At 68.2% G+C, this 18,941-nt stretch carries 7 protein-coding genes; 6 read left to right on the top strand and 1 reads right to left on the bottom strand.

Going from position 1 to position 18,941, the window contains the following annotated elements; all coding sequences use genetic code 11:
* Window positions 1–290 precede the first annotated feature (290 nt).
* The 5 genes from BM109_RS12580 (at window position 291) to BM109_RS12560 (ending at window position 16,150) form a co-directional block, all read left to right on the top strand.
* The gene (locus tag BM109_RS12580; RefSeq protein ID WP_093343178.1) at window positions 291–890 is read left to right on the top strand and encodes a DUF11 domain-containing protein; all 600 of its coding nucleotides are present in this window, start codon (window positions 291–293) and stop codon (window positions 888–890) included.
* Between the two features lie 155 nt (window positions 891–1,045).
* Window positions 1,046–4,000, top strand: coding sequence for a DUF11 domain-containing protein (locus BM109_RS12575; protein WP_093343177.1), 2,955 nt, complete (start codon window positions 1,046–1,048; stop codon window positions 3,998–4,000).
* Between the two features lie 181 nt (window positions 4,001–4,181).
* The gene (locus tag BM109_RS12570; protein WP_093343175.1) at window positions 4,182–11,450 is read left to right on the top strand and encodes a DUF11 domain-containing protein; all 7,269 of its coding nucleotides are present in this window, start codon (window positions 4,182–4,184) and stop codon (window positions 11,448–11,450) included.
* A 49-nt stretch (window positions 11,451–11,499) separates the two neighbouring features.
* Window positions 11,500–14,106 (top strand): prealbumin-like fold domain-containing protein, encoded by a 2,607-nt coding sequence (locus BM109_RS40730; protein ID WP_177239325.1) that lies wholly within the window; start codon window positions 11,500–11,502, stop codon window positions 14,104–14,106.
* A 94-nt stretch (window positions 14,107–14,200) separates the two neighbouring features.
* Window positions 14,201–16,150 carry a prealbumin-like fold domain-containing protein gene (locus BM109_RS12560; protein WP_093343172.1) on the top strand — a complete coding sequence of 650 codons (1,950 nt, stop codon included), beginning with the start codon at window positions 14,201–14,203 and terminating at the stop codon, window positions 16,148–16,150.
* A gap of 66 nt (window positions 16,151–16,216) precedes the next feature.
* On the opposite strand, the gene gnd is transcribed toward BM109_RS12560, so the two are convergent.
* Window positions 16,217–17,641, bottom strand: coding sequence for a decarboxylating NADP(+)-dependent phosphogluconate dehydrogenase (gene gnd / locus BM109_RS12555; protein ID WP_093343170.1), 1,425 nt, complete (start codon window positions 17,639–17,641; stop codon window positions 16,217–16,219).
* Window positions 17,642–17,842: 201 nt separating this feature from the next.
* Here gnd and BM109_RS12550 point away from each other — a divergent pair, with 201 nt between their 5' ends.
* Window positions 17,843–18,877: an AraC-like ligand-binding domain-containing protein gene (locus BM109_RS12550; protein WP_093343168.1), complete on the top strand. Its 1,035-nt coding sequence runs from the start codon at window positions 17,843–17,845 to the stop codon at window positions 18,875–18,877.
* Window positions 18,878–18,941 lie beyond the last annotated feature (64 nt).

Genomic DNA, 18,941 nt, shown 5'->3' with positions numbered 1-18,941 from the left:
AAATACACATTTGTCATATCACGAAAATCAGCCTGTGAAGAAGTTGATGTTCTTTACGTAAGTTTGTGCAGCACATCAGGCCTGCTCAGTCTTGTTAGCGAAGGTGCTGTAACCTCAAGAAAAATAAGCGTTCACTCTCTTTTATTTTGTGAAGTGTTATTGCGGCCAATCTCCCGCTGACCACTTCGCAGAGGACAGAGCGTGAAGTCGGTTGATTTTCATCTTGTGGAAGGTTGAGGTAATTCATGTCGACTGGAAGTACATCTCGTTGGAATTCGTTCATTCGGCCGATGGCCCGTTTGACCGTTCATTTGAGCCTGGGGCTCGGCGTGGTGGTGGCGCTGGGCGGCGCAGGCCTGGCGTCCGCGCAGGGCGTGAAGACCGCGCCCGCGGCGGCCGAGGCGGCGCAGGAAAAGGGCGTGGCCGTGGTGCTCAAGCAGTCCAAGGTCGTCAAGGGCCCGCAGGGCAAGGAGCAACTGGTCGAGGCCGCCTCGGTCAAGCCGGGCGACATCCTGGAATACACGGCGACCTATACCAATCACACGGGCCGCACCGTCAGCGGCCTGGTGGCCAACCTGCCGATTCCCGAGGGGCTGGAATACCTGCCCAGGAGTGCCAAGCCCGGCGCGACGCTGGTCAAGGCGGCGACCAAGGAGGGCGTCTTCGCCCCCGAGCCGCTGGCGCGCCAGGTCAACGGCAAGTCGGAGCCCGTTCCCTACAACGAGTACCGCAGCTTGCGCTGGGAGCTCGGCCAGTTGCCCGCCAAGGGCGTGACCGCGGTCACCGCGCGCGCCAAGGTCGAGGAAGTGGTGCCGCCTGCCGCACCCGTTGCAGCCGCTGCATCCGCAGCCACGGCCGAGCCGCTCAAGGCTCCGCGCGCCGCGCCCTGATTCGGCGCCGCTGACGACCGTCGGCCTCGCGCCGCGCTGACGGTCCGTCCTCTTTCTGCCCCGTCCGTCTTTTTTGCCGGTTTCCTGCTGGAAATCGCCGGCCGGGGTGCGTTCGTCCGCTTTTTCAAGACCCTTAACCACCGAGGAGAAACCCCGTGATTCCTACCTTGTCAGCCCGTCGTGCCGGCCCCGTGCCGCGTACGCTCTGGGCGGGCGCCGCAGCTCTGACCCTGAGCTTCCTTTTCGGAAGCGATGCGCTCGCTGCGGCTCCGCCTGCCAACACCATCATCGGTAACCAGGCTTCGGCCACCTACCTCGATCCGAATGGCGCCAGCCAGCTCGCGACCTCGAACCTCGTGCAGACGACGGTGCAGCAGGTCGGCTCGTTCAACCTGGACGGCCGGACCACGGTGACCACCGACGTGATCAACAAGAAGATCGGCGCCGCGGGCGCGATCGTCTACGCGCCTCACGTGCTGACCAACACCGGCAACGGCAGCGACAAGTTCACCATCACCATCGACAACACCACGGCGGCGCCGGACGGCTTCTCGAAGATCGAGGTGTTCGCCGATGCCGACGCCGATGGCCTGCCCGACAGCACGACCGCGCTGTGCTCGGTCGCTCCGAACGCAGTCTGCACGGTGCCCGCGCAGACGGTGGCGGGTGGCAATGGCACCTTCCCGTTCGTCGTGGCGTACTCGATCCCGAGCACGGCAACGGCGGCCAACTTCACTTCGCCGCGGCCCGCGACCATCAACGCAGTGCCCGCGACCCTCGACCTGTACGAGGTGGCGAACCAGAAGGCGGCCGACCTCGACCACGTGGTCCTCACGGTCGACGCGGCATTCAATGCCTCGAAGAGCCTGAGGGTCCCGGCCGTCAGCTGGGTCGCCAACGGTGGCGTCTGGCCCGCGGCGAAGGACCACGGTCCGCGCTCGGCGGCCTCCTGCCAGGCGACGATCGCGGGCGCGACGTCGAACGACCCGAACTGCTCGTACACCACGTACACGCTGCAGTTCAACAACACGGGTGGCGCGGCCGGCAAGTTCTACATGACCGACACGTTGCCGAGCGGCTTCACCTACGTGCCGGGCTCCGCCGTCTGGAGCAGCGCACCGGGCCGGGCCCTGGGTGACGCGGCCGGCTCCGCGGACGATCCGAACGGCATCGACTTCTTCGCGAACGGCCAGAAGCTGAGCTTCCTGGTGTCCTCGCTGGCCCCGAACGTGACGCAGACCGTGAGCTTCGTCGTGCTGGTCAACAGCACCGCCGAAGTCGGTGGCACGACCACGACCAACCGGGCGGACTACATTCCCGAGAAGGTGCCGGACGACAAGACGACCACGAATCCGCCGACCGACCCGACCACGCCGACGAACGACAAGCCCTTCATCGTGGATGGCACCTTCGGCATCGTGCTCGGCTCCGCGCACCCCACGGCCAGCCCGGTCGCTTCGAAGGACGCCGAGCCTGGCAAGCCGCTGCTGACGGATGCCGACCAGACCACCCTGGCCTCCGGCGTCGCGGGTTCGACGGTGAAGTTCACGCAGACGGTGTTCAACACCGGCAATGCGGACGACATCGTGAACCTCACGGCGGACCTCAGCAAGTTCCCCGCCGGTTCGACCTTCCGCTTCTTCGCCGACGGTGGCTTCGCGCCGCTGATCGACAACAACAGCGACGGCATCGTCGACACCGGTCCGATCCGGCCCGGCCAGAGCGTCAAGATCGTCCTGGCGGTCACGCTGGGCGCGCCCGCGTCGATTCCGACCCAATCGTTCGAGGCCATCGTGCTGGGTACGTCGACCAAGGACAGCACCAAGTTCGATGCCACGCGAGACATCCTGTCGAAGCTGATCGGCGTGCTGGTCGACATGACCAATACCGCCAGCGGTAACGGTACGTCCGGCAACACCGGCAACGGCGACGTGGGCACGGGCCCGAGCCCGACCCCGACGACCACCACCACGACGCCGGCCGGCACGCCTGCTGTCTTCAACCTGTTCATCAAGAACAACGACAGCCTGGACAACGCCTTCAGCCTCGCGGCGAGCCAGACCAACAGCTTCCCGGGCAGCCTGCCCAGCGGCTGGACGGTGAAGTTCGTGGCTGCCGGCGCCACCTGCACTGCCACCGGCATGACCACGGTCAACGTGGCCGCCGGTACGCAAGTGGCGGTCGACGCCTGCGTGACCCCGCCCGCTTCGCAGGCACCGGTCGAAGCCCAGCTGATCTACTTCCAGGTGCGCTCGACGAGCCCGACCTCCACCGGCGCCGTGGCGATCGACACGAAGCTGGATGCGGTGAAGGTGATCGGCGCCGACACCTGGGGTGCCACGCTGACGCCGAACAACGAAGGCCAGGTCGCTCCCGGCGGCTCGGTGGTCTATGCCCACACGCTGACCATCACCGGCGCGCAGAGCTGCGGCACGCAGTTCAACATCAAGGCGGTCCTGCCGGTCGCGGACGTGACTGCAGGCTGGACCACCGCGCTGTACCTGGACAACAACGGCGACGGCCAGATCGACACCGGCGACACGCTGGTGGGTGCCAACGGCCAGGTCGGTCCCACCGTGGACCTCAGCGGCGGCAAGGCGCACAAGCTGCTCGTCAAGGTGTTCGCACCGGGCGGCGCGACGGCCGGTACCACCGACACGGCCACCGTGACCGTGACCTTCCCCGAGCAGGCGAAGTGCGGCGAGCCCTCGGCGACCGACATCACCACCGTGATCACGGGCCAGATGCGCCTGATCAAGCTGCAGGCGAAGGACGAGAACTGCGATGGCACCGAGGCGCCGACCTCGTCGGCGGCACTTGCCGTGAAGCCGGGCCAGTGCATCGTCTACCGCATCGTCGCGACCAATGAAGGCGCCTCGCCGGTGACCAACATGTCGATCAACGACGCGGTGCCTGCCTACACCAGCCTGACGGCCGCACCGGACGGTGCGCAGCCCTCGGAGCAGTGCGCCTCCGCGGGCGTGACGCCGGCCTTCGCGCAAGCGAACTACACGGCGACCGCGAGCTCGGTGTCGTGCGGCAGCGCGGCCAACACGGTCGCGCCTGGCGGCAAGGCCACGCTGACCTTCTCGGTGAAGGTCAACAAGTAAGCGTCGGCTGAACGATGGAACCGGCGGGCTTCGGCCTGCCGGTTCCCTCTCCATCGCAAAGGCAGTTCGCCTTTCCCTTGCGTCCTCGCACGAGGGTGCAAGGGAAAGGTGCCCCGGCCCGTCTTCTCCTCTTCCATTCTTTTCTTCCGGTCAGCGGCCGGACCTTCCAAGAGTTCACTGCATGTTGTCGACTTCCAAGCTCCGAGGCTCCAGCCTGCGATCGTGGCGCGGATTCGCCGCCGCGCTCGCCGCGGGCATGGTGTTTCTGCTCGGCGGCATGGCGCAGGCGAACGCCGCGGCCGCGCCGGGCGGCACGGTCATCCGCAGCATCGCCACCGGCACCTACGTGCCCGGCGGCATGGCGCAGACCGAGACGATCTCCTCCAACGAGGTGATCGCCACCGTGCTGCCGGTCGAGGCGCTGGTACTCACGCAGGACCAGACGCTCTCGCGCCCGCCCGGCAGCATCGTCACGCTGAGCCACCTGCTGAGCAACACCGGCAACGTGGTCTCGAGCTACACGCTCGCGCTGGCGAACAACGCGGCCGGCTGCGCGGCCGACACGCTCGACCTGTCGGCGCTGCGCGTGCTGCGCGACGCCAACAACAACGGCGTGTCCGATCCCGCCGACCCGGTGCTCGCGCTCGACAAGCCGGGCGCGTTGACGCTGAAGCCGGGCGAGGCCGCCTCGCTGCTGGTGCAGGGCACGATCCCGATGGCCGCGCGCGGCACGGCCTGCCTCGGGCTGACGGCCACCACGGCGCTGCAGGGCCTGCAGGCCAGCAACCGCGACACCGTGATCGTGGGCGACGCCGCGGCGCTGGCCCTCTCCAAGTCGGCGAGCTATCCCGGCTTCGTCGTGCCCGGCCAGACGCGCATCGACTTCACGGTGACGGGCACCAATATCGGCGCGCAGGATGCGAAGCCGAGCAACGTGGTGGCGCCCACCAACACGCCGCTGCTCGTGAACGGTGCGCCGAGGGCGCTGGTGCTGGTGCGCGACGTGGTGCCCGCCGGCACCCAGTACATCGCGGGCACGCTGCAGAGCGCGGCCGCGCAGGCCGTCAAGCTCTACCGCCTGCCGGCCGATCCGCCTTTCAGCTATCGCACGGCCGAGGACGCCTCGGCGGTCGAAGTCGCGATCGGCGTTCCCGAGCCGCTGGTGCGCAACGGATCGATCGCGATGCAGTTCGCCGTGAAGGTCAACGCCGACCCTGGCGACGACATCCGCAACACGGCCCATGGCCAGTACGACGACGGCACCGGCCCCGCGACCGCGCCGTCGAACACGGTCGTGATCGCCACCAGCCAGGCCCGCATCGGCGTGGCGAAGTCCGCCTCGGCACCGCGGCTCAACCAGGGCGCGGACGGCAAGCCCGACGGCACCGCCAATGTGCGCTTCCGCGTCAACCTGCGCAACTACGGCGCCGCGTGGCTCCACGACGTGCAGGCCACCGACCTGATGGAAGGGCCGGGCGAGACCCAGTTCGGCAGCTACACGGCCGCGGCCGTGCCGGGCCCGAACCAGTACACCATCGTGCCGGGCTCGGTCGCGATCGTGCCCGCGTCCACCGGCAACGGCGGCGGCATCGTGGCGGTGGCGAACCCGGCCTTCAAGGGCACGGCGAGCGCGCAGAAGCTGCTGGTCGACGGCGCCGTGCTGCCGGCGGGCGCGCAGGTCAACGTCGAGTTCGAGGCGCGCATCAACTTCACGGGCCGCACCGGCACCTTGCTCAACAGCGTGAAGGCCTCGGGCGCGTTGTCGGCCGGCGGCGCGGCCGTGGCCGTCGACGACTCGATGAACGGCGACAACCCCGACCCCGACGGCGACGGCAATCCCAACAACAACACCCAGCCCACGCCGGTGGCCACGCAGCTGCCGACGCTGTCGCTGAGCAAGCAGGCCTCGATGGCGCGGCGCGTCTCGCCGGGCGTGTTCGAGCTCGACTACGTGCTCAAGGTCAGCAACCTGGGCACGGCGCCCGCGCCCAACCTGCGGCTGATCGACAACCTCGACTGCACCTTCGACATGGACCAGGCCGAGGGCAAGATCGCGTCCTGGGAGCTCGTGGGCCGGCCGAAGGTGGCCGGCGGCCGCCTCGTGGCGGCAGCGGGCTTCACGGGCCGGGCCACCTGCAACCGCACCCAGGACGAGAGCGCGGACCCCTACCAGTTCCCCACCGAGGTGGCACTGAGCCTCACCGACGGCAGCCGCGCGCTCGCGCCCGGCGAGAGCGAGCAGCTGAGCTTCACCGTGCGCGTCACCGAGAAGCCGGCCGCGATCGGCAGCCGCGTCTCGCTGAGCAACAAGGCCTGGGCCGCGGCCTTCGACCAGAACACCGTCAACGTCAAGCCGCGCTCGGTGCTGGCCGCCACCATGGCCACGGCCCGCTCGCTGCTCGTCGATCCGCAGGGCGTGGTCTACAACGCGCTCACGCGCCAGCCCGTGGCGGGCGCGGTGGCGACCTACACGCGCCAGTCGTGCGGCAACGCCGCGGTCACGCCGATCACCGAGGCCGAGCTCTACGGCGGCAGCTCGGGCCTCTACACCTTCAACCCGAACGGCAGCGTGTCGATGAACACCGCCGCGGACGGCGCCTACCAGTTCTACATGCTGACGCCGCAGACCCGCGGCATGTGCACCTACGACCTGTCGGTCGCGCCGCCGGCGGGCAGCGGCTATGTGGCGCCATCGCGGATCCTGCCCGCGACCGCCGGCACCTTCGCCAATTGCGGCGCCGTGGTGCCGAACACCGCCGCGCCGCAGGAGGGCGAGCCCACCACCCACTACTTCAAGCTGCGCACCGGCATGCAGTCCGACGGGCAGATGTGCGAGGCCGCGAACAACCATGTTCCGCTCGACCCCGGCAACATCCTGGGCCTGGTGCTGCGCAAGGACGGCAGCAAGCGCCAGGCGGAATTCGGCGACTTCGTCGACTACGCGCTCACCGTCACCAACAAGACCGGCTTTCCCGTCACCGGCGTGACCTTGAGCGATACGCTGCCGCCGGGCTTCGCCTACGTCGCCAACAGCGTGCGGCTCAATGGCGCCATCGTGCCCAACCCCGCCGGCGGTGCCGGTCCCGGCCTGATCTTCGACTACCCCTCGCTGGTCATCGCGCCCGACCAGTCGGCGATGGTGCGCTACCGCGTGCGCATCGGTGTCGGCGCGCCGACCGAAGGCGACGCCATCAACCGCGCGCGCGCCAACTCGGGCCCGATCCAGTCGAACCTCGCGAGCTGGACGCTGCGCGTCACCGGCGGTGTGTTCGCCGACGACGCCTTCGCCTTCGGCAAGGTCTACATGGACTGCAAGCGCGACGGCAGGCAGCAGGGCGGCGACGAGATCGGCGTGCCCGGCGTGCGGCTGTACCTGGAGGACGGCACGCATGTCGTGACCGACGTCGAGGGCAAGTGGAGCCTCTACGGCCTGAAGCCGGTGACGCACGTGCTGCGCCTCGACCAGCTCACGCTGCCGCGGGGCGCGCGCCTCGAGATCCTCGACAACCGCAACGCGGGCGCGCCCGAGAGCCGCTTCCTCGACCTCAAGAAGGGCGAGTTCCACAAGGCCAACTTCGTCATCGCCAACTGCGAGGACCAGGCGGTGCTCGACGAGGTGGCGGCGCGGCGCGCGGCGATCGCGGCCAGGCCCGACACCGAGGCCGAAGCCCAGGTGCGGTTGCGCCTCGATCCCGAGGGCCGCGTGGTGCCCGTGGGCGACCTGCGCGGCCTGCCGGCCTCGGGCCAGGCGCTGGCCGGCGGCAGCACGGGCACGGTGCAGACCACCTCCGTGCCGCTGATCGCGCTGCCCACGCCGCCGTCCAACCCGAGCACCTTCGTCGGCGGCGCCGGCGGCTCCATGGGCGGCACGCTCGGCAACCAGCTCGGCGCCAATGCGCCGCTCGGCGCCGCGCCTTCGCAGGTCCCGGCCGGCAGCCTGTTCGCGCCGATCGGCGGGCTGCCGACCTCGGGCCAGCCCTCCGCGCCCACCAGCGGTTCGGCCACCGGCCCGGGCGCCATGCCCACGCGCCCGATCGGGCTGGGCGGCGCCATGCTGGAGCCGCGCAACGTGCCCCTGCTGGCGCCGGCCGCGCCGAGCCCGGTCGAACTCGAAACCCTGTTGCCGCAGATCGAGAGCAACGCGCTGGGCTTCCTCGACCTCAAGGACCGCGACACGGTGGCCGGCACCTCGATCAACGTGCGCGTCAAGGGCGGCGATGGCGCGGGCTTCCGCCTGAGCGTCAACGGCACGGCGGTGGACGAGCGCCGCGTGGGCAAGAAATCGCAACTGCCGTCGAAGCACCTCGCGGCCTGGGAATACATCGGCGTGACGCTCAAGCCCGGTGCCAACACGCTGCGGCTCGAGGCCGTGGACGGCTTCGGCAATGTGCGCGGCGAGGCGCGGGAGATCACGCTGGTCGCGCCCGACAAGCTCTCGGCGATCGCGATCGACCTGCCGGCCTCGGCCCAGGCCGACCTGCGCACGCCCATCGTCGTCACGGTGCGGCTGGCCGACGCGGCCGGCGTGCCGGTCACCGCGCGCACCCAGCTCACGCTCGAGACCGACCGCGGCCGCTGGCTCGCCGAGGACCTGAACCCCGACGAGCCCGGCACCCAGGTCTTCATGGACGGCGGCTCGGCCGAGTTCAAGCTGTTCCCGCCGGGCGAACCGGGCGACGCGCGCATCCGCGTCACGGCCGCGAGCCTGGTCAAGGAAGTGCGCCTCGCGCTGACGCCCGAGCTGCGCCCGATGATCGGCGTGGGCATCGTCGAGGGCGTGCTCGACTTCACCAAGCGCGGCAAGCTGCCGCTGGGCGCGATGCCCGCCGGCGCGGCCTTCGAGGCCGAACTCACGGGCCTGAAGGACGAGCACAACGGCCGCCGCGCGGGCGCGCGCTCCGCCTTTTTCTTCAAGGGCGCGATCAAGGGCGAGTACCTGCTGACCGCGGCCTTCGATTCCGACAAGCAGCGCAAGGACCGCCTGTTCCGCGACATCCGGCCCGACGAGTTCTATCCGATCTACGGCGACTCCTCGGCCAAGGGCTTCGACGCGCAGAGCACGCAGAAGCTCTACGTGCGCATCGACAGGAACCGCTCCTACCTGCTGTACGGCGACTTCACCACCGCCAGCAGCACCGAGGTGCGCAACCTGAGCCAGAGCAACCGTTCGCTCACGGGCCTGAAGCACGTCTACGAGGACGAGAACGTGCGCACCACCTCCTACGCCTCGCGCACCGCGCAGACGCAGCAGGTCGAGGAGTTCCGCGCGCTCGGCACCTCGGGGCCGTACTACCTGAACGGCGCCAACGGCGAGTTCGTCGAGAACAGCGAGCAGGTCGAGGTCGTGGTGCGCGATCGCAACCAGCCGGACATCGTGCTGCAGCGCACGGCGGTCACGCGCTTCGTCGACTACACGGTCGAGCCGCTGACGCGCCGCATCCTGTTCACGCGCGCGATCTCCTCGGTCGACGCGAACCTCAACCCGCAGTCGATCCGCGTCACCTACGAGGTCGATTCGGGCGGCCCGAAGTTCACCGTGGCCGGCGTCGATATCCAGGTCAAGGCCTCCGAGACCGTGCAGGTCGGCGTGGTCGTCAGCACCGACCAGAACCCGCGGAACAAGCGCAAGCTGCAGGCGGTCACGGGCATCGCGCGCCTGGGCGAGAACATGACGGTGGCGGGCGAAGTGGTCAAGACCGAGTCCGACGAGAAGGGCAGCGGCCATGGCGCGCGCATCGAGGCGCGCTACCAGGACGAGAAGCTCGCCGTGGTGGCACTCGCGACCAGGACCAGCACCGGCTTCGACAACCCCGGCGCCAGTTCCTCGTCGGGCCGCACCGAGGCGTCGGCACGCGCCGAATACCGCGTCGATCCCACGCTGGCCGTGCGCGCCGAAGTGCTCTACAGCAAGGACGCCGCGCAGACCGACGAGCGCAAGGGCCTGACCCTGAGCGCGCAGAAGAAGCTCAGCGAGGACACGGTGGTCGAGGTGGGACTGCGCCATGGCCAGAGCGACGACGCGCCCGGTTCGAACTCGGGCTTCGACTACGGCCAGATCTCCACCTACAACGGCCAGATGGGCAGCAGCATCGGTGCCAACAGCGTGACCGTGCTGGGCGCGGCCGTGGCCGCCAACGGCGTCGACACCCAGACCCTGACCACCCTGCGCGCGCGGCTGTCGACGCAGCTGCCGTGGGCGCCGAACGCGCAGCTCTTCATCGAGGGCGAGCAGGACATCCAGCACAGCGACAAACGCGTGCTGGCCATCGGCGGCAACTACGCCGTGACCGACAAGACCCGCGTCTACGGGCGCTACGAACTGATCTCCTCGCTCTACGGTCCCTACGGGCTCGACGGCGCGCGGAACAACAACACCGGCATCGTCGGCATCGAGAGCAACTACATGGAGGGCGGGCGCGTGTACAACGAGTACCGCCTCGCCGACGGTGCCGACGGCCGCGGCGTGCAGGCCGCCATCGGCGTGCGCAACACCGTCAAGCTCACGGAACGCGTCAGCGTGACCGGCGGCATCGAGCACACGCGCAACCTCGGCGGCTACGCCAACAGCGGCAACAACGGCACCGGGTACGCCGGGGGGCTCGGCCAGTCGACCGCCATCACCAGCGGCATCGAGTACATGACCGAGCGGCTCAAGACCAGCGGCGTGTTCGAGATGCGCCGCGGCGACGACGCCAACACGCGGCTGTTCAGCGCGGGCTTCGGCTACAAGCTCGATCCTTCGTGGAGCCTGCTGGCGCGCAGCATCATGAGCAGCAGCGAAGGGCAGGGCACCAACGCGGGCAACGAACGCCACCTGCAGCGCCACCAGATCGGCGTGGCCTACCGGCCCGTCGACGACGACCGCTGGAACGCGCTGGCACGCTACGAGCGCCGTTCGGAGAACGTGGTGGGCGCGGGCAACGCGGCCGGCGCGCTGCAGGGCAGCAGCGTGTTCGGCGCCGACAACGGCGCCAGCCTGCCGGGCAAGACCAGCGCCGACATCGTCTCGGCCCATCTCAACTACAACCCCGAGCCCGGGCGCTTCGTGATGGCGCGCTACGCGGGCAAGGTCAGCCGCCTCAGCGACAGCCTGCTCGCGAGCAGGTACTGGGCGCACCTGCTGCAGGTGCGCTACACGCAGGACATCGACAGGGACTGGGACTGGGGCGTGCAGGCCGGCCTGCTCTACGGCAAGGGCGGCGGGCTGCAGAAGACCTTCGGCCTCGAGCTCGGCTACCAGGTCTACAAGAACCTGTGGCTGTCGGCCGGCTACAACTTCGTGGGCCTGCGCGACCGCGACCTCACGGCCAACGAATACACGAGCAAGGGCGCCTACATCCGGCTGCGCTTCAAGTTCGACGAGACCACGCTGGGCTTCCCGGCGACGGGCGGCGATGCGTCCGCACCGGCCGCGGGCCCGGCAGCCGGAGGCACGAATGGACCACAGTGAGCCGATGGGCACGCCAGATCAGCGAGAGATTTTCCAGGCCATGCAATCCATGAACGGCATCACGCGGGAAGCGGCCTCGGCCATCCGGGGCACTGGATTCTCCGCCGGAGGCACGAGCCGCTGGCCGCGCCGTGCGATCGGATGCGGCGTGGGGCTCCTGCTGCTCGCGGCAGTGGCCCAGCCTTTCGCGCAGCAGACACCTCCGAAGCCGTCCGCGACGGCCGCCGCGGCCGCGCTGGATGTCGTCACCAACACCGCGACGGTCACGTCACCGGTCGGCGCATTGTGCGAAACGCCGGATCCCCAGAACCCGAACGTGTGTACCTGGAGCGCTCAGGTCAGCACGCCGCTGGGGGGCGGCCCGACGTTTGCCTTCGGCAAGTCCATCGGCAGCGCGGCCGAAGCCCCTTTCCCGAGCTTCAGCTTCTCCTTCTCGGGCGTGAGCGGCGCCGTCGATGAAACGATCACGGTTCCGGTGACTCCGAGGCTCGACGGTTCGGGCTCGCAGAACTGGTCGCAAGGGAAGCTGCGAATCATCCCCGGAGCGGATATCGTGGTCACGGAGAAGACCGTTCAGCCGGGCTGGCCGGTCTATGCATCCACGCTCCCGGGTGGCGGGTGCAAGGATGCGAATGCGGGGGTCGATGGCAACACCAATCCCTTCGATACCGCCATCCGATGGAAGATCGAAGGAAACAAGTTCACGTTGGACAAGAAGTACGTTTTTCCGAATTCGGACTTCAAGTGTTCCATCCACAACTACCGGCCCTCATTCGGGTTGAACAATCGCATCGTCGGCACGCCGTTCGATGCGGGGAAATTCGACCTGAGCTTTTCCGGCGTCAATGTCCAGACTTTCAGCACCATGGGGGCTGCTTTCGTGAAGGACGTCGGTGACAAGGGGCAGACGGCCCGGTTGGGCATCGACGTCAGCACGACGATGACGTTCAAGGCGGGGGCCGGGACCGGAACCTCGCTCGACAACTACGTCCAGACCTTCTCGTGCGAGGGCTACGAAAATCTTCCGGCGAGCAACCTCGCCAATCCTTCCGTCGGTGTCTACACCATGACATCGCCGGCGGCCGACGTCAGGGACATCGATAGCCGCGAGAAGATGTGCACGGTGACCCACACCGTCCGGCCGCGCGTGCGCATCGTCAAGACCTCGGTCGGCGGCACCGGCAGCTACGACTTCAAGCTCACGGGCACCGTGATCGCGAACGACACCGACAGCGTGACCACGAGCGAGCAGAACCTGCCCGTGCCATCGAAGACCGCGCACCATCTGGGCACGCCGGGCACCGCCGTCGGCATCACCGAAACCGCGGTGCCCGACGTCACGACCCGCTCGGTCTGCGTGAACGAGGCGGGCCGCTCCGTCACCGGCACCGGCACGGTGGCCCTCTCCGGCGCGGACATGGCCGCCGGCGCGCTGTGGACCTGCACCTTCACCAACAGCTACGCCAGCGCCATCGTGAGCGGCCGCGTGTTCCTCGACAACGGCGTGGGCGGCGGCACGGCCAACGACGGCGTGATCAATGGCGGCGAAGTGCCGCAGCGCGGCATCGGCGTGCGCCTGACCGACTGCGCGGCCACCGTGCACGCGCGCACGATCACCGACGCCGCGGGCAACTACAGCTTCGCCGTGCCCGACGGCACGCCGAAGGGCGCCGCGATGTGCGTGGAGCAGGTCAACAGCCCCGGCACGCGCGTGTCGACGGGGGCCTCGGTGGGCAGTGTGGCGCTGCCATCGGGGGCCGCCGTGGCCATCGGCGCGGACCGCTACACCTACACGCGCACCGACACGCCCGATCGCATCGCCTTCGCCTGGAACGGCGTCGGCCATGAGGAACTGAACTTCGGCGACGTCGACAACGGCAGCTTCGCGGCCGACGGGGCCAAGACCGGGCTGCCCGGCAACAGCGTGACCTATGGCCACACCTTCGCCGCGGGCACGGCCGGGCAGGTGCGCTTCAGCATCGCGAGCGAGACCGCCAACCCCGCCATCGGCGGCTGGAGCGCGCAGATCTTCGCCGACACGGGCTGCACCGGCAGCCTGCAACCGGGCGCGGCGCAGCTCTACCCGCCGGCGGGCGCGGGCCAGGCAGTGATCTTCGAGGGCAAGGTGTGCGTGGTCGTGAAGCAGTTCATTCCCGCGACCGCGCCGATGGGCGCGAACAACAAGGTGGTGGTGCAGGCCGACTTCGACTACAGCGGCGCCAACCCGGCGCTCAGCGGCCGCTACACCTTGCAGGACATCACCACCCTCTCGAGCGTGGCGCTGGAGCTCCGGAAGGAGGTGCGCAACGTGACGCAAGGCGTGCTGGAGTTCGGGGTGAACAACCGGGCCAAGTCGGGCGAAACGCTCGAGTACCGCATCACCTACACCAACAACAGCGATGCGCCGATCCGCAACCTGGCGGTGAACGACACCACGCCGGCCTACACCAGCTTCGTCAGCGCGACCGTGGGCGAGACGCCGCCGACCCTGACCGGATGCCTGAAGACCACGCCGGCCAATGCGGCACCGGCACCGGCGGTGGCTTGCACGGAGGCGCAGCCCGCCGGCAAGACCGGGCCGGTCGACTGGCGCTTCGACGGCTTCGTGGCGCCGGGTGGCAGCGGGTCGGTGATGTTCCAGATCAAGGTGGATTGAGGCCGTGGTGGAGGCCGGGACAAGCAATGGCTGTTTCGAAATTCAACGACGCACCCGGTTGGCTATCGTGTTTTGACTGATCGACGAGATTCGAATGACGTTTTCATTATTTGCAGGCAAGGGGTTTTCGGCGATCTCCATCCGAAAGTGCTTCGGCCATTCCTGGAAGCGGAGGGCGGTGGCCGTTTTGGGGAGCGCTCTATTGCAGGCGGCATTTGCCCAGCAAAATACATCCGCGATGGAAAATGCGTACGGCGGCACTTTGAGTCCGACGGTCAGCGGCGACAAAAGAACGGCGAGTCTTCCCTTGATGCTGAATTACGACAATCCGAGGGGCGGCGGTTTCGCGATCCTGGAAGGAGAGGATGCCAATACTGGAAGGACGCCGTTGACGGTGACGATGCGAACCGTATCGGGTAATTTTTCGTTCCCCCAGGGTGGTTACTTCGCTTTTGAAGGGCCGGAGTCCCTCTTTACGTCTCAAAACAGTCCCACTGGAACTGGCATTGGCGCGGCCAACGGCTTTTTTCGGGGAGAGGCGACCTCGCACGCTTTTCCGGAATCCGTCGTGGCAGTACCGGAAGTAGCCGTGATTGAAATTTCTTTCAACCGACCTGTCGACGATCCAGTCATTCACTTGAGGGGATTGATCAGTGGGACCAATTACCCCCTCGATACTCCTCCTGATTTTCGATGGCATTCCTTGCAGATCCACTCTCTGGAGCTGCTTTCTCCAGGAAGTCTTCAAAGACTTTCAGGAAATTGGAATTTCGCTGTAGAAGGGAATTTCATCAAAAACAACACCGATGCCACCGTGGGAGGGAGAGGGGCCTACGCGCATTGCAGCCAGGATGATGCGTGCGGATCGGTCAGGGTTCTTGGCAAGAATATCTCGACGATACGCTTTAGATTTGGCGCCAAGAGCTATGCGCCAATACCTGGGACGGATCGGTGGTACGGGCGTCTTCGAGTGTTTTTCTCCTTTTCCTTGAATACCCCTCCGATCGTGGGCCCGGTCAAGACCTCCAGAGGCGGGGTCGGGAAATTCGATTTCAACTACACCAATTTCACGCAGACAAGCGGCAGCATCGAGACGAAAACAAAAGACACGGCCACGCACGCGCGCGTGTTGAGACCCGTCTTGCCAACGCCCGGCGAATTGAAAATCAGCGAAAACGCCCAGGCGCCCTGGGTGTTGTCGTCGATCAAATGTTCGCTTTTCCCCACCCAACTCGCGAACCTCCTGGGCACCTTGTTCAGTCCCCAATACGACATGGCAACGGGCACGGTCACGATTCCGCGGGCCAGTGAGCTGCGCAACAGCGAAATCATCTGTGCTTACGTCAATTCGAAATTGCCCACAGTGGCGATTCAGAAGAAGACCCTGGGCGCCCCCGGAGGCGGCGGGCCTTTCAATTTCACGGCCGACAACCTCGACGCCCAGCCCGCCCCGATCACGACCTCGGCCGCCAACACGGCGACGCCCGCGGCACCGCCGGCCGTCTTCGTCACGAAGCTGGGCGATCCCGTGACCCTGACCGAAGACCCGGCGCCGGGCTATGTGCTGACGGGCGTGACCTGCACGGACACCGATACCGCCAACAGCAGCAATCCCGCGAACCGGCCGATCAATTTCGCGCGGGGGCAACCGATCGTCATTCCGGCCCCGTCGGCGAGTCCGCCCGCGACCGAGGTGTCGTTGCGTCCCGGCGCGAAATTCCTCTGCGTCTTCACCAACACGGCCGGCGCGGAACTCAGCATCGTCAAGAGCCTGGAGGAGACGTCGGTCAAGCCGGGCCAGACGGTGGAATACACGATCACCGTGAAGAGCCTGGGGATCACCCCCGTCACGGGCGCCCTGGTCAAGGACAAGCCCGGCGCCGGCCTGACCTGCGCCGGCACCGGCCGCGTGACCATCACGGGCGATGGCGTGCCGCCCGGTACGTTCACGGTCGCGCAACTCACGGGCGCCGGCATCCCGCTGGGCACGCTCGCCAAGGACCAGAGCGCGGTCCTCAAGTTCAGCTGCACGGTCAACCCATGACATGAGCGCGTGCCGCGCGAGCGTCGAAGGGCCGGGCGCTCGAGCGGCGCCGGGCCGGCGCGGACTTCAGCCGATGACTTCCGGCCACTCCGTGTGGAAGAACTGCCCCTCGGGCTTGTCCACGCGCTCGTAGGTGTGGGCGCCGAAGAAGTCGCGCTGCGCCTGCAGCAGGTTGGCGCTGAGGCGCTCGGTGCGGTAGCTGTCGTAGTAGGCCAGCGAGGCGCTGAAGGCCGGCACCGGGATGCCGTTGCTCACGGCCAGCGCCACCACCTCGCGCCAGTTCTGCTGGGTGCGGTTGAGCAGGTCCTTGAAGAAGGGATCGAGCATCAGGTTGGCCAGCGCCGGATCGGTGCGGAAGGCGTCGGTGATGCGGTTGAGGAAGCGCGCGCGGATGATGCAGCCGCCGCGCCAGATCGCCGCGATGCGGCCGAGGTCGAGGCCCCAGCCCTTCTTGTCGCCCATGGTCTTGATGAGGTCGAAGCCCTGGGTGTAGCTGATGACCTTGGAGGCATAGAGCGCGTCGTGCACCTTGGCCACCAGCGCCTTCTTCTCGAGCGAGAGCTCGACCTTCGGGCCCTGCAGCAGCTTGCTCGCGCCCACGCGCGCCTTCTTCTGCGACGACAGCACGCGCGCCTCGACGGCGGCGTTGATGGTGCTGATGACCACCGCGTTCTCGGCCGCGTTGATCAGCGTCCACTGGCCCGTGCCCTTCTGGCCGGCCTTGTCGAGGATCACGTCGACGATCGGCTTGCCCGTTTCCGGGTCCTTCTGCTCGAGCGCCTTGGCGGTGATCTGGATCAGGTAGCTCTGCAGCTCGCCGTCGTTCCACTCGTTGAAGATCGCGGCCATCTCGTCGATCGTGAAGCCGGCGGCCTTGAACAGGCTGTAGGCCTCGCAGATCAGCTGCATGTCGCCGTACTCGATGCCGTTGTGCACCATCTTCACGTAGTGGCCGGCGCCGCCCGGGCCGATGTGGATCACGCAGGGCTCGCCGTCGACCTTGGCCGCGATGCTCTCGAAGATCGGCTTCATCACCTCCCAGGTCGAGGCCGGGCCGCCCGGCATGATCGACGGGCCCTTGCGCGCGCCTTCCTCGCCGCCCGAGACGCCCGCGCCGATGAAGCGCAGGCCCTTGCTCGAGAGGTAGGCGTCGCGGCGCTCGGTGTCGGTGTAGAGACTGTTGCCGCCGTCGATGACGATGTCGTCCTTGTCGAGCAGCGGAATGAGCTGTTCGATCACCTGGTCGACCGGCGCGCCGGCCTTGACCATGATCTGGATCTTGCGCGGCTTGGCGAGGCTCTGCACGAATTCCTCGAGCGTCTTCGCGCCCACCAGCTTCTTGCCGGGGTTGGCGGCGATGAAGGCCTCGGTGGTGGCTTCGGTGCGGTTGTAGACGCTGACCTGGAAGCCGCGGCTTTCCACGTTCAGCACGAGGTTCTGGCCCATCACGGCCAGGCCGATCAGTCCGAAGTCGCTTTTGTTGGTGGTCATGGCCTGGGTGTTTCCTTCCTTGTGCGCACGCCGGCGGCGGCCGGTGCGCGGGGTTGATGCAGCAGGCCATTGTGCCGACCGGGCGTGGGCCGTGTCGTCAGCCGCCGCCTATAACCGGGCCGCCTTCCCGGGCGAGCCCGCTTGGCAAGCCCCGCCGGCTTCGGTATGTTGCAGCCGACCCATCCACGGGGAGAACCCTCCATGCCTACCCAGCCCCACGCCGAAGCCCATCGTTCGCCGGCCGCGATCGAGCGCTGGTCCACCGACGCGGTGCCGCCCGCGCAGCGCCTGGACTACTGGGTCGGCGCGGTCTGCGAGGGCTTCCTCGAGATGGAGGTGACCAGCCCGCAGGCGCGGCATTTCGACGCCATGCTCGAATCGGCGCCGCTGGGCACGCCGGCGCTCGGCATCGGCGTCAACCGCGTGCGCGGCAGCGCGCAGGACGTCTATCGCACGCGCCGCGCGATCGAGCGCAGCCGCAGCAACTTCTACTACCTGCTGTGCAAGACCGACACCGCCTGGAGCGTCGAGCAGGAAGGGCGCAGCGCGCGCATGCTGCCGGGCGACGCGGTGCTGGTCGATTCGCGGCGCAGCTATGCCTTCCACTTCGTGCAGTCGGCCGACACCATCTCGCTCGAGCTGCCCACGGCCTGGGTCGAGTCCTGGCTGCCCGACGCGCCGGGCCAGCTGGCCTGCCGCATCGACGGCAGCGCGGGCTGGGGCAGCGTGCTGAGCCGCTTCGTGCAGCAGCTCACGCCCGAGGCCGCGAGCGCGCCGCCGCTGCCGCCGCGCCTGCTGGCCGACCAGCTCGGCGGGCTGCTCGCGCTGGCCACCGGGCCGGGCGTGGCCGCGGCGGTGGAACCGGGCGCGCGCGCCGCGCTGCGCCGGCGCGTGCTCGAGGCCACGCGCGAGCGCCATGCCGAGCCCGGCCTCACGGCCGAGGCGGTGGCGCGCGAGCTCGGCATCTCGCAGCGCAGCCTGCACCGCTGCCTGGCCGAGCGTGGCGAGGGTAGCGAAGGCGGCACCACCTTCGCCACCGCGCTGCTGGGCTTTCGCATGCAGGCCGCGCGCCGCATGCTGGGCGACGCGCGCTTCGACCGGCTGGCCGTGGCGGAGATCGGCTTTCGCGTCGGCCTGCGCGATGCCTCGCATTTCGTGCGCCTGTGCCGCCAGCAGCTGGGCGCCACGCCGGGCGCGCTGCGGCTGGCGCGAATCGGCCATCGCGCTGGCGGCTAGCGGCCAGCGGCGGCGCAGCGGGATTTCTACAGTCGCTGCGTTCGATCGCCAGCAACCCGCATCC

The organism is Variovorax sp. PDC80 (assembly GCF_900115375.1).
Taxonomy (GTDB): Bacteria; Pseudomonadota; Gammaproteobacteria; order Burkholderiales; family Burkholderiaceae_C; genus Variovorax.
The sequence above is the reverse complement of the archived record's forward strand: the minus strand, read 5'-3'. Positions and strand labels throughout refer to the sequence as shown.

Coding starts and splice junctions, on each gene's coding strand:
- BM109_RS12580 (WP_093343178.1), top strand. CDS start 291: ATGGCCCGTTTGACCGTTCATTTGAGCCTGGGGCTCGGCGTGGTGGTG.
- BM109_RS12570 (WP_093343175.1), top strand. CDS start 4,182: ATGTTGTCGACTTCCAAGCTCCGAGGCTCCAGCCTGCGATCGTGGCGC.
- BM109_RS40730 (WP_177239325.1), top strand. CDS start 11,500: ATGAACGGCATCACGCGGGAAGCGGCCTCGGCCATCCGGGGCACTGGA.
- BM109_RS12560 (WP_093343172.1), top strand. CDS start 14,201: ATGACGTTTTCATTATTTGCAGGCAAGGGGTTTTCGGCGATCTCCATC.
- gnd (WP_093343170.1), bottom strand. CDS start 17,641: ATGACCACCAACAAAAGCGACTTCGGACTGATCGGCCTGGCCGTGATG.
- BM109_RS12550 (WP_093343168.1), top strand. CDS start 17,843: ATGCCTACCCAGCCCCACGCCGAAGCCCATCGTTCGCCGGCCGCGATC.